Raw genomic sequence first — 12,615 nt, 5'->3', positions numbered from 1 at the left:
ATGAGAAGATTACCAGTTTACCTTTTGTTAGATACATCGGGTTCGATGAGTGGAGAGCCCATTGAGGCTGTAAAAAACGGTGTTCAGGTAATGATCAGTTCCTTGAGGCAAAACCCGCAGGCTATTGAAACCGCTTTTTTAAGCGTAATTACTTTTGATAATGTGGCGCAGCAAATTATTCCATTAACCGATCTGGCATCATTTCAAATGGTCGATATTAAGGCCACGGGCGTTACCGCTTTGGGCGAGGCGCTAAAGTTGGTTTCCAATAGAATTGAGAATGAGGTAATGAAAACCACAACCGAACAAAAAGGCGATTGGAAGCCTTTGGTTTTTATTATGACGGATGGTGTACCCACCGATGATTGGTTGCCTGGGTTGAACGAATTTAAGCGTCAAAAAGTTGCTTTTACAGTTGCTTGTGCAGCAGGATCTGGAGCTGATACGGCCGTTCTAAAGCAAATAACTGAGAATGTGGTGAGCTTAGATACCGCGGATTCGGCAAGTATTGGCAAGTTTTTTCAATGGGTAACAGCATCAATTGGTGTAACTTCTACCAAGGTTGAGGATGCAGGCAAAGAAATCAGTTTACTTAAAGAACTTCCACCACCACCATCTGAATTAAATATTGTAGTTTAATAATTATGAGAAGATTACCGGTTTATTTTTTAATTGATACCTCTGGTTCTATGTATGGAGAACCCATTCAAGCTTTAAACAATGCCTTGAGTGGGATGATCAATACGTTGAGAGCTGATGCGCAAGCCTTGGATTCGCTATGGTTAAGTATGGTAACGTTCGATCGGGAGGTTAAGGAAATTGTTTCACTAACAGAACTGGCCTCATTTCAACTTCCAGAAATAACCTGCCCACAAAGCGGACCAACACATACAGGCCAAGCTTTAGAGATGTTGTACGAAAAAGTGCAGGCTGATGTAATTAAAGGGAATCCAAACCAAAAAGGAGATTGGAAACCCTTATTGTTTTTGTTTACCGATGGAAAACCAAGTGATTTGCAGTTGTACCGAGAGATGATACCGAAAATTAAATCGCTAAATTTTGGTGCAATTGTGGGCTGTGCTGCTGGTCATTCTGCAAATGATGCACTCTTAAAAGAACTTACGCCCGATGTTGTGCATTTGGATACTGCCGATAGTTCTACTTTGAAGCAGTTTTTTAAATGGGTTTCAGAAACCATCGAACAGGGAAATAAAAGCCAAGGAACGGGCGAGAGCGTTGCCTTACCGCCACCACCAAGTGAAATTACTATGGTTATATAATATGGGATTTTTTGGAGCAGTAAGTTTAATTATTTCCATAATTAGCTTAATCGTTAAATTCTCATCGAGTGGAAACGATGAGAACACTTATCAAGATCATGAATCAGCAAGAGAAATAGATCTTTTTCCGGAAACTACTTTAGATGGAATTTTGAACTGTTACGAAACTTTCAGGGTGCCTAATTTTAACATCCGCCACCTAGAATTGGATTTACGAAATGCCAATAGTAGAAAGTTTACGGTAAAGGCAAGTCAATTAAAAGGGAATTGCTTATACCTTAATGTTCAGTTTTTCGACGTGTTTGATAAAAAAAGTAGAGGTGGAGAAATTCAGGAGTTTCAAAATAGCGTTAACACCTACTTTTCTGTAAACTATTTGGAAGATACCAATAATGTGATTATTTATGGCGGTGCTAATTTCAATCAAAGAATAAAAGAGGGTTATAAAACCGTTGCAGCAGAAATTCGTAAAGTAATTTCTCTATGATATTAGCCTTTAAAATTTTTGTAAACGTTTTGATAGTCGGATTATTCCTATACTCAAAATTATTACCGCACCAAGATAAACTAAACAAGCCATACCAAAGTGCCTTTAATTTCTTTCAAAGCATTTTTCAGCCTATACTAAATTTGCTAAAATCTTTAATAAAACCATTTCAAGTGGGGCAGGGGTTGGCTGTGGATATGACACAGATCGCATTACTCGTTATGTTCTTACTGTTAAACAATTATTTATAATATGAGAAGATTACCAATTTACTTTTTAATAGATATTTCTGAATCAATGGTTGGAGATCAAATTCAGCAAGTTGAGGAGGGAATGGCAACCATCATAAAAGCCATTAAAACAGATCCTTACGCTATAGAAACGGTGTGGATTTCGATAATAGTTTTCGCCGGACAAGCTAAAACATTGGTTCCGTTGCAAGAGGTGGTGAGTTTTTATCCCCCAAAATTTCCCATTGGTGGCGGTACCTCTTTGAGTAAGGGTTTGGGGCATTTAATGTTCCAAATGAGAAAGGATATTGTTAAAACAACCATGGAGCAAAAAGGCGATTGGAAACCAATTGTGTTTTTATTTACAGATGGTGTTCCTACTGATGATACGAAAACTGCTATTTCAGAGTGGAAACAAAATTGGCAACGAACCGCAAACATGGTTGCCATTTCTTTTGGTGATAGTACCGATACTCGAGTATTATCAGAGCTTACCGAAAATGTTCTTCAGTTTAAAAATGCAGGAACAGAAGATTATAACAAGTTTTTTAAGTGGGTAACCGATTCCATTAAAACCAGCAGCATTAGTGTAGAAAATAATGAATCGGGTTTTGAATTGGCCAAATTAGATGGCGATACACTTTCTAAGATCGATATTTCGAAAGCACCAATAAACAATCAATATACCGATAACAATTACGTGGTTTTATCGGCCAAATGCCAAAATACTAAGCGACCGTATTTAATGAAATACCGAAAGGTAATGAATGAATCCGGTTTTGAGGGGTTGAATTTACAAACGCAGGCTTATCGATTAGTGGGTGGTTTTCAGGTTGATAATTCTTATTATGAATTCTGCGATGAAAATGCAAAGCAGCAAAAAGTGAACAGCGAGGAGCTGATTGGGGCACCTGCTTGTCCTTGTTGTGGTAACCAATTTGGTTTAGCGGTTTGTGTTTGTCATAAAATTCATTGTATTGGCAATGAAACGACCAGCACTTGCCCTTGGTGTGGCAATGTAGGTAGCTATGGTTATGGCGAGGGTGGTTTTGATGTAGGAAGAGCTCAAGGCTAAGGTTATCAGCATGTTCGAAACCAAGCAATATATAGAAAGCCTGCTTCATGAAAATAATATTAACGTATTATCGATTAGGGAAAAACTTTTTGAGGAATATGTTAATGAGGAATTTAATATTGAGGCCGTTAAACAGATTAAGGAAAAGCAGAAAATTATGATGGATAAATGGCTTTTGAAAAATAAGATAGAGGATATTTTAGCCAAGCAAATTATTATTCCGAATGCTACCGTGGGAAAACCTTATCAAGCAATTTTGGATTTTAATCAGCCGGATTTGCAAGATATTTCTGGTATTGAGTTTGAAAATTTAGCGCAATACGGATTAAATTTCAACTCTGAATTGAAGATAATCGAGGGAAATCCAAGTCATAGTGGCGATTTTAAGGTTAAAATGAAATTTAGTGTTTTAGGAGAAGAGGAAAATACCGAGCCACATGAAAAATGGCTTTCACTTGTCATTAACGCCAACCCTAAATCTTTATGGAAAAACATAGCCAGTGATGAAGGGAGAGATGAGGATTGGAAAGCTAAAAATTTTTGGAAAGCAGATAATGTTTCAGATTTTCAGCCGATTGGCGATAAAAATATTGTAGTTGCTTCCAAACGAGGAAGAAGCCATGCCAATGTTGGGTCTTTTAGGGATGATGATTTCGGCTTTAAACACTATAAGGATAACGGTTGGAGCGTAGTTTGCGTTGCGGATGGTGCAGGAAGTGCAAAGCTGGCCAGACAAGGATCTAAAATTGCTTGCGATGCGGTAATCGAGTATTTTGCTGAAAATTTTAATGATGAAAACTTAATAGCCTTTGATGAATTGCTCTTAGATCATCACCATAAAAAAGGAGTAGATACTCAAAAAAAGATCAGCCATTTTGTTTACTACAACCTTTCTAAAGCGGCATTTTATGCACACCATAAAATTGAGGAATTTGCAACAAAGGCAGAATCATCATTAAAAGATTTTCACAGCACACTAATTTTTGCCCTATTTAAAAAGTACGATTTTGGTTATGCTATTTTAACTTTCGGTGTGGGCGATTGTCCAATAGGTTTGCTAAACAAAGATTTAACCAATATTAAGCTGATGAATTGGCTTGATGTTGGCGAGTTTGGCGGCGGAACAAGATTCATCACCATGCCCGAAATTTTTAGTAGTGATAAGTTTTCTACTCGTCTTGGATTCACATTAATTGAAGATTTTTCTTACCTCATGCTCATGACTGATGGAATTTACGATGCAAAATTCGTGGTGGAAGCAAATTTGGAAAAACTCGAAAAATGGAAAGATTTTGTGGAAGATTTACAAGGAAACAATGAAGATAAGGTTGCAGTTTCGATAGATTCATCAAACGACGAAATTGCCAATCAATTATCTACTTGGATGGATTTTTGGAGTTCTGGAAACCACGATGATAGAACTTTAGCTATAATTTTTTAGAACGAAACTATGTCTATAATTACAGTAAAATCAGCATTAACGGGTAACTCTTACCAATATATAGAAAATGGCGATCCTAAAAGTGGCACTGCCAAGAATGTGTATTTTAGTCCGGATAGGAAATACGTTGTAGCTATTTTTAAAGAGAAACAAGACTTCAATCAAAAGGAACGTTTAACAAAGATCGTAACAAAATACCTCAACCAAATTCAAACCAAAGAAGCAGGGCAATACTATTTGGATGAAATTTATCGTTGGCCCACCGATATTATCGAAACTAAGGATAAGATTGGGATCATCGTTCCTATCTATAATTCAAAATTTTTCTTTTCAAAAGGATATTCATCAAGCGATCTCATTAAAGGTGAAGAAAAAAATGGAAAATGGTTTGCTGGAGCTAAATTTAGAAACAGGCAGTTTCCATTAAGCTTAGATCAAGCTGAATTAGGGAAGTGGTTAAATTATTTCCAAATCGGTGTTAACTTGTCACGTGGGGTGAAAAAAATGCACCAAATGGGGCTTTCCCATTCCGATTTATCTTACAACAATGTTTTAATCGATCCATCTACTGGTTCTGCCTGCATGATCGACTTGGATGGTTTGGTTGTTCCAGGTTTATTTCAGGCAGAAGTAATTGGAACCGCCGATTTTATCGCTCCAGAAGTATTGGCTACCAAACATTTAAACAAAACCGATCCTGCAAGAAAGTTACCAAATCGATTGACAGATTTGCATGCTTTGGCCTGTTTAATTTATATGTACTTATTACATCGCCACCCGTTAAAAGGCGGAAAAGTACACGATTTGGATACCGAAAAAGACGATTTGTTGAGCATGGGAGAAAAAGCCTTATTTATTGAGCACCCAACAAACGCTGCCAATCGCCCAAAAATGAATCAAATTTCAAAGTGGGATACTTATTGGGCCGACGTAAATAAAATACCTTACACCATTACTGGACCTTACTTAAAAGCATTGTTTGATAAGGCTTTTATAGATGGATTGCACAACCCGATGCAACGGCCAACTGCAGAGGAATGGGAGATAGGCTTGCTAAAAACTACCGATTTGATGCAGCAGTGCAGTAATATTTACTGCGAACAGAAATGGTATGTTTTTGATAACACTTCAATACCAAAATGCCCGTTTTGTGGCACAAGTCATAAAGGAACATTGCCAATTTTAGATCTATATTATCAATTTCAACCTGGAGTTTGGAAACCAGAAAACCATCGATTAATGGTTTACAATAACCAATATCTTTTCCAATGGCATGTAAACAGAAATGTGGTGAGGAATGAAAAATTAACTGACGAACAAAAAATACCTGTAGGTTATTTCACATTTCATGAGGGAAAATGGGTTTTGGTCAATCAAAAACTCACCTCGTTAGTGGATAAAACCGAAGAAAAAGAAATTCCCATTGGCTCAATGGTAGAATTAACTGATGGAAAGAAATTATTACTATCAAAAGAAGATGGTGGAAGAGTCATTTTGGTCACCTTGACAAACAAATAACTTACCACTCAAAATTTGTTTTGATTGCTGGTAAAGAAATTCCTTACTTTGTGTTGATTTTACACAAATAGAAGAATGATCGATCAAAATATCAAAATTGCTGTAGATGCCATCGTGTTTGGCTATGAAAAGGGAACATTATACGTTCTCGCTATTCAGCAACGCTTTGGTAAACTCGCTGACAGCTGGGTTTTGCCAGGTGGGTTTATTTTGAATGATGAACCGTTGATTAACGCAGTGGAACGAGAGCTTAAGGAAGAAGCTGGCATAGCTGTGAATTACTTGGAGCAGTTGGGTACTTTTGGCGATAATGTTAATCGCGATGATCGTTTCAGGGTAATTTCAGTAGCATATTTTGCTTTAGTAAATCCCAAAAACTTTGTTTTAAAAGCCGATACAGATGCCAAGGATGCAAAATGGTTTCCGATAAATGAAATCCCAAAGTTAGGTTTTGATCATGATGATATGGTTAAATTGGCTCATCAAAGGTTAAAGAGCAAGCTCACTTATCAACCCATCGGCTTTGATCTTTTAGATGCTGAATTTTTGTTCTCTGATTTGGAAAATTTGTATTGTACCATACTCGAACAAGATATTGATAGAAGAAATTTTAGAAAAAAAATTCTAAGTTTTGGAATAGTGAAAGAAACCAACAAAGTGGTGAAAATAGGCGTTAGCGGTCGCCCAGGCAAGCTTTTCAGTTTCGATAAACCTAAGTACAATCAACTTTTAAAGGAAAATTTCCAATTTGATATTAGGTTTGCGTAAAATAAACGCAAATTAATTTTTGAATTGTGAAAATCATTTTTATATTTGTGTAAATAATACGCAAATATATGTTAAATTTAAATCAGGGTTTCACTCCGCTAGGCGAAAATAACCAAATCGAATACAAATCTTTCTTGTTTGCAGGTGGCGAACCACACATTAAAATTTCAAATAATTTTGATTCAAATGTTCCACTCACCATTACGCAAAGAATAAACTCTTTTAATGATCTAGGCATGATCTGCATAACAGTCGATTCCTTAAAAAGGATGGGTGTAAAGCAGATTAATCTTTTCATTCCATACTTTCCGGCGGCAAGGCAAGATCGGGTAATGATTCCAGGCGAGCCTTTATCGGTTAAGGTTTATGCCGATATTATCAACGCAATGGGCTTTGAAAGTGTTACCGTTTTCGATCCACACAGCGAAGTTACACCAGCGCTTTTAAATAACTGCATTACCATTTCTAACTACGAATTTATTAAACAGGTTATTGCAAAAATTGGCAACGAAGTACAATTAATTTCTCCTGATGGCGGCGCTTTGAAGAAAATTTATAAAGTTTCTGAATTTTTAGGCGGTGCAGAAGTGGTAGAATGCTCTAAAAGTAGAGATGTAAAAACCGGAAAACTTTCGGGCTTTAAAGTATATGCTGATGATTTGAACGGAGCCGATTGCTTAATTGTAGATGATATTTGCGATGGCGGCGGAACTTTTATCGGTCTTGCCGAAGAGCTGAAAAACAAAAATGCTGGCAAATTATTCTTGGCCATTAGTCACGGAATTTTTAGCAAGGGCTTTGATGAATTGAGTAAATACTTCGAGCAAATCTTCACAACCGACTCTATTAAGGAGGTTGAGCATGCGGGTGTGACTCAAATTAAATTACAGAACATTTTATCTTAAGAAAATGAATACGATACTTCCTCCACAAAATATTCCATCGAATGGGATTTCTATATTTTTAGCTGGTACGATTGATATGGGAAATTCAATTGACTGGCAGCAACAAGTTGTGGAAGAATTGATGGCAGAACAGGCTTTAAGCGGGCTAAATATATTTAATCCACGGCGAAAAGATTGGGAATAGCTGGACTCAAAGTATTGATAATGAGAAATTTTGTGAAAAGGTGAACTGGGAATTGGATGCTATGGAAAAGGCAGATATCATTTTACTTTTCTTGTCTGGCGAATCGAAATCTCCAATATCGATGATGGAACTCGGGTTGTTTGCCGATTCTGGCAAATTAATGGTTTGCTGTGAGGCTGGTTTTTGGAGAAAAGGTAATATAGATATTGTTTGCAAACGTAAGGGAATTTCACAATTTCAAACCCTATCTGACTTGACTTCGGCAGTAATTTCTGATTTGAAGAGTAGGGTAATTCGTTAACTTAAATATAAAGAATGATGAAATACGATATAGAATGGTTAATTCAAGAGAGCAAAACTAACGAATTAGATTTCTTGATGTTTTTGGGGCACCAGAAAAGCAAGGATGATTCTATCATTAAAACTTGCTTGAGCCAATGGTGGGAGGCCACTTTTATAGAAAATGGCGTAAGCTATTTAACTGCTGAACATTACATGATGGCCCAAAAAGCAAGGTTATTTAACGATGAGGAAGTTTTTGAGAAAATACTAACCGAAAAATCGCCTAGAGATGTAAAGGATTTAGGGAGACAAATTAAAAATTTTGATGCCTCAAAATGGGATGCTCATAAATTTGAAATCGTAAGTCAAGGTAATTTTCTTAAATTTTCTCAAAATGAAGATTTGAAGTCGTTCTTACTACAAACAAAAAATAAGGTTCTGGTAGAGGCAAGTCCTGTAGATTTGATTTGGGGAATAGGTTTAGCGGAGGACCATATCAATGCAAAAGTTCCTAAGAATTGGAAAGGCGAAAATTTGCTAGGCTTTGCCTTGATGGAAGTAAGGAATGAGATAAAACTTAGCTTATGATAATAGAACTCATAAAAGGGGACATTACAGAAATTCAAGCAGATGCAATTGTTAATGCAGCAAATAGTTCTTTATTGGGTGGTGGTGGAGTAGATGGTGCAATCCACAGAAAAGGCGGAAACGCAATTTTGGAAGCATGTAAGGAAATCAGAAATAGGCAAGGAAGTTGCAAAATTGGTGAAGCTGTAATTACTACAGCAGGGAATTTACCAGCAAAATTTGTTATTCATACAGTCGGGCCAAGATGGTATAATAACAGTATGGAAAAAGCACCTTTATTGGCCAATTGCTATTTAAATACTTTAAAATTAGCAGTGGAGAATAATATAAAAATTATTGCTTTTCCTAATATCAGTACAGGTATTTATCATTTCCCAAAAGATGAGGCGGCAGATATTGCAATAGAAGCAGTTAGAAATTTTGGAGAGATTGAAAAATTAGATAAAATAATTTTCGTCTGTTTTGATGATGAAAATTATAATCTCTATCTACAAAAAATTAAATAAATGAGTGCTTTTTTAAGAGCTCTAGAAATAATATTAAATACGATGAACGAGAAAATAGCAAAAGAGATTAGCAAACTGCTTAGCTTAGTTTTGAGGCATTCTCCAGAGACCATTCAAATAAAATTAGACGAAAATGGCTGGACTGATGTTGATAAGCTGATCACTCAATGCAACAAAAGCCATAAGAATATCAATCTGGGCACACTAGAATATGTAGTGGAGAATAATGATAAGAAGAGATTTTCATTTAATAATGATAAAACGAAAATTAGAGCAAATCAAGGCCACTCCATTCAAGTAGAACTAAACCTAAAAGAAGTAAAGCCATTAGAATATCTCTACCACGGAACGGTTGCAAAGTTTTTACCAAATATTAAGTCAGAGGGAATACAAAAAATGAGTAGGCAACACGTTCACTTAAGTGCTGATAAAGAAACGGCAACCAAAGTTGGAGGTAGGCGGGGCGTTCCAATAATATTGACCGTTAGAAGTGGCGACATGTATGAGGACGGATACGAATTTTATCTCTCGGATAATAATGTTTGGCTTACGGATGCTGTTCCGGTAAATTATATAGAATTTCAATCATGAGAACAATAGTTATCGGAGATATTCACGGCGGTTTGAAGGGTTTAATCCAGTTATTTCAAAGGGCCGACATAACGCCAAATGATAAATTAATTTTTCTTGGCGATTATGTTGATGGTTGGAGTGAGGCTGCACAAACGATAGATTACCTTTTAACGTTGGAAAAACAAAATCAATGCGTTTTTATTCGGGGAAACCACGATGTTTGGTGTTACGATTGGCTGAAGAAAGCAACTATTGATGATGTTTGGTATCTCCACGGTGGCAAAGAAACCATACAGAGTTATCACAATTTAGAAGCCTCGGCAAAGCAACAGCATTTAGATTTCTTTAAACGGATGGAAGATTTCTACATTGATGAACAAAATAACTTATTCATTCATGCAGGGTTTTCTTCCATGCACGGCCCTGAAACAGAACGTTACTCTTCAAATTATTCTTGGGATAGAACCCTTTGGGAAATGGCGATTACCATGGACACCAGAATTAAGAAAGATTCTGCCTTGTACCCGAAGAGGTTACTGCTTTTTAACGAAATATACATTGGCCACACACCAACACTTTATTACAATGAAGATATTCCGATGAATGGATGTAATGTTTGGAACATTGATACAGGTGCTGCATTTACTGGAAAATTAACTGGCTTAGATATTAAAACAAAACAGTTTTGGCAAAGCGATTCACTTCAAAAGCTTTATCCAAACGAAAAAGGAAGAAATAAAAATTAAAACATAAAACCATGAATCCATTATTATTAACTGATGGCTATAAAGTAGATCATCGCAGGCAATACCCAGACAACACAACCTTAGTTTATTCTAACTGGACACCAAGAAAAAGCCGATTGGAAAATGTAAGCCATGTCGTTTTATTTGGCTTGCAATATTTTATTAAGAAATATATTATTGAAGATTTCAATCAGAATTTCTTTGCGCAACCAAAAGAAGAAATCCTTAGAAAATATGCTCGTAGAATAAATAATTATTTAGGCGAAAATTTGGTTGGAACAGAACATATTGGCGATTTGCACGATTTAGGCTATATCCCGATGGTTTTTAAATCGCTACCAGAGGGCGCTGAAGTTCCTTTGCGAGTTCCAATGTTTACCATGTACAACACCAAACCAGAATTTTTCTGGCTAACCAATTATTTCGAAACATTACTTTCTGCGGTGGTTTGGTTGCCATGTAATTCTGCTACCGTAGCGAAACAATATAGAATAATATTGGATAAATATGCCGCTGAAACATCATCTGTTCCTGAATTTGTAGATTGGCAAGGTCACGATTTTTCGATGCGTGGCATGGGAGGGATAGAAGCTGCTGTAACTTCGGCGGCTGGTCATTTATTAAGTTTTACCGGTACCGATACCATTCCTGCCATCGAATTTCTGGAAGAATATTACAATGCAAATTCCGATTTGGAGCTGATTGGTGGATCGGTAGCCGCAACCGAACACTCGGTAATGTGTATGGGTACAAACATTGGCGAATTGGAAACTTTTAAACGTTTAATTTTAGAAGTTTATCCGAAAGGAATTGTTTCCATAGTTTCTGATACTTGGGATTTATGGAAAGTTTTAACCGAGTATTTGCCTCAATTAAAGGAAGATATTATTGCAAGACCAGGTAAAGTGGTTATCCGTCCAGATTCTGGAGATCCTGTTGATATTATTTGCGGTAATCCGAATGGCAAAAATGAAAACGAAAGAAAAGGCGTAATTGAGCTGCTTTGGGATGTTTTTGGAGGAAAAACCAACGATAAAGGTTTTAAGGAGTTGGTTCCACAAATTGGCGCTATTTACGGTGATAGCATTACGACAGAGCGTGCAACCCAAATTTGCGAAAAATTAAAGGCTAAAGGTTTTGCCTCTACAAATGTGGTTTTTGGCATTGGTTCGTTTACCTACCAATATAACACGAGAGATACTTTTGGTTTTGCGATGAAAGCAACTTATGGAGAGGTAGATGGTGTTGGAAGAGAAATTTTTAAAGACCCCATTACGGATGACGGTACTAAAAAATCGGCAAAGGGATTACTCCAAATTTTTAATAATGCTGCTGGCGAATACGAACTGAAAGATCAATGTACTTGGGAGGAGGAAGCGCAGGGCGAATTGAAAGAAGTTTTTAGAGATGGCAAACTATTGATCGATTATTCTCTTGCTGAAATTAGAGAAAGGCTAAAGAATAGTTAACTTCGCCAAGTTTTTAATCGACTAGCTTTTTAGCTGGTCGATTAATTTTTTTTAAAGATTATCCATGCAAGAAAATTCCACATTTAACCATCAAGCAGATATCGTAAATAGTTCCACTAGGTTTATAAACTCGTGGTTTAAGCAATCTAAATCGATTACTGAAGAATTGAATGATTTTTTCATTCTCCCAAAAGGCAAAATAATTGGCAAGGATGTAATTATTAGCAGATTGAAAGGCATATTCGGTAAATCTGACGAATATGTGGGTGGAAGATTTGATATTATTGATGTTAATTATGAATTGCTTAACGATGGCAAAGGAATGGGCTTTGTAGAGGGCGTTGCAGGTTATAGAAATGTAGTTCAAAAACAATCGAAAATTGTAAGTGGGCCATTTAAACTGTACTTTGCTTTGCATAATAACACCTGGAAAATCGTGAATATTGAGTTTCCAGGATTTGCTTATTGATTTAAGTATTTAAATGAAAATCTAGTTTATATCATTAAATTGCAAATAGGCTACGCAATGCTTCTGTTTATAAAAGAAATTGCAATGCCATAAA

Annotated in this window: 14 protein-coding genes and 1 pseudogene; all 15 read left to right on the top strand. The window is 36.4% G+C overall.

The window, feature by feature from the left end:
• The 15 genes and pseudogenes from EZ449_RS11635 (at position 1) to EZ449_RS11560 (ending at position 12,521) form a co-directional block, all read left to right on the top strand.
• Positions 1-639: a vWA domain-containing protein gene (locus EZ449_RS11635; RefSeq protein WP_131558867.1), complete on the top strand. Its 639-nt coding sequence runs from the start codon at positions 1-3 to the stop codon at positions 637-639.
• A gap of 5 nt (positions 640-644) precedes the next feature.
• Positions 645-1,280 (top strand): vWA domain-containing protein, encoded by a 636-nt coding sequence (locus EZ449_RS11630; RefSeq protein ID WP_131558865.1) that lies wholly within the window; start codon positions 645-647, stop codon positions 1,278-1,280.
• 1 nt (position 1,281) lies between these two features.
• Positions 1,282-1,767 (top strand): hypothetical protein, encoded by a 486-nt coding sequence (locus EZ449_RS11625; RefSeq protein WP_131558863.1) that lies wholly within the window; start codon positions 1,282-1,284, stop codon positions 1,765-1,767.
• Positions 1,768-2,019: 252 nt separating this feature from the next.
• Positions 2,020-3,072 carry a TerY-C metal binding domain-containing protein gene (locus EZ449_RS11615; protein ID WP_131558859.1) on the top strand — a complete coding sequence of 351 codons (1,053 nt, stop codon included), beginning with the start codon at positions 2,020-2,022 and terminating at the stop codon, positions 3,070-3,072.
• A gap of 10 nt (positions 3,073-3,082) precedes the next feature.
• Positions 3,083-4,513: a PP2C family serine/threonine-protein phosphatase gene (locus EZ449_RS11610; protein WP_131558857.1), complete on the top strand. Its 1,431-nt coding sequence runs from the start codon at positions 3,083-3,085 to the stop codon at positions 4,511-4,513.
• Positions 4,514-4,522: 9 nt separating this feature from the next.
• Entirely contained in the window at positions 4,523-6,031 is a 1,509-nt protein-coding gene (locus EZ449_RS11605; RefSeq protein WP_131558855.1) for a helix-hairpin-helix domain-containing protein, read from the top strand.
• 75 nt (positions 6,032-6,106) lie between these two features.
• On the top strand, positions 6,107-6,799 hold the full coding sequence (locus EZ449_RS11600) for an NUDIX hydrolase (protein ID WP_205942996.1): 693 nt from the start codon (positions 6,107-6,109) through the stop codon (positions 6,797-6,799).
• Positions 6,800-6,867: 68 nt separating this feature from the next.
• On the top strand, positions 6,868-7,704 hold the full coding sequence (gene prs / locus EZ449_RS11595) for a ribose-phosphate diphosphokinase (protein ID WP_131558853.1): 837 nt from the start codon (positions 6,868-6,870) through the stop codon (positions 7,702-7,704).
• Positions 7,705-7,708: 4 nt separating this feature from the next.
• Positions 7,709-8,189 (top strand): annotated as a pseudogene (locus tag EZ449_RS23495) (nucleoside 2-deoxyribosyltransferase domain-containing protein).
• A gap of 14 nt (positions 8,190-8,203) precedes the next feature.
• The gene (locus EZ449_RS11585; protein WP_225872295.1) at positions 8,204-8,758 is read left to right on the top strand and encodes an NADAR family protein; all 555 of its coding nucleotides are present in this window, start codon (positions 8,204-8,206) and stop codon (positions 8,756-8,758) included.
• A complete protein-coding gene (locus EZ449_RS11580) occupies positions 8,755-9,264 on the top strand; it encodes an O-acetyl-ADP-ribose deacetylase (protein WP_131558851.1) in 510 nt (169 codons plus the stop codon). The genes EZ449_RS11585 and EZ449_RS11580 overlap by 4 nt, the downstream gene beginning before the upstream one ends.
• A 42-nt stretch (positions 9,265-9,306) precedes the next feature.
• Complete coding sequence (locus EZ449_RS11575) at positions 9,307-9,855, top strand: RNA 2'-phosphotransferase (protein WP_131558849.1); 549 nt, start codon at positions 9,307-9,309, stop codon at positions 9,853-9,855.
• Positions 9,852-10,583 (top strand): metallophosphoesterase family protein, encoded by a 732-nt coding sequence (locus tag EZ449_RS11570; RefSeq protein ID WP_225872294.1) that lies wholly within the window; start codon positions 9,852-9,854, stop codon positions 10,581-10,583. The genes EZ449_RS11575 and EZ449_RS11570 overlap by 4 nt, the downstream gene beginning before the upstream one ends.
• 11 nt (positions 10,584-10,594) lie before the next feature.
• The gene (locus tag EZ449_RS11565) at positions 10,595-12,052 is read left to right on the top strand and encodes a nicotinate phosphoribosyltransferase (protein ID WP_131558847.1); all 1,458 of its coding nucleotides are present in this window, start codon (positions 10,595-10,597) and stop codon (positions 12,050-12,052) included.
• A 64-nt stretch (positions 12,053-12,116) separates the two neighbouring features.
• Entirely contained in the window at positions 12,117-12,521 is a 405-nt protein-coding gene (locus EZ449_RS11560; RefSeq protein ID WP_131558845.1) for a hypothetical protein, read from the top strand.
• Positions 12,522-12,615: the final 94 nt, after the last annotated feature.

It is taken from the genome of Pedobacter frigidisoli (genome assembly GCF_004331675.1).
Classification (GTDB): domain Bacteria; phylum Bacteroidota; class Bacteroidia; order Sphingobacteriales; family Sphingobacteriaceae; genus Pedobacter; species Pedobacter frigidisoli.
The sequence above is the reverse complement of the archived record's forward strand: the minus strand, read 5'-3'. Positions and strand labels throughout refer to the sequence as shown.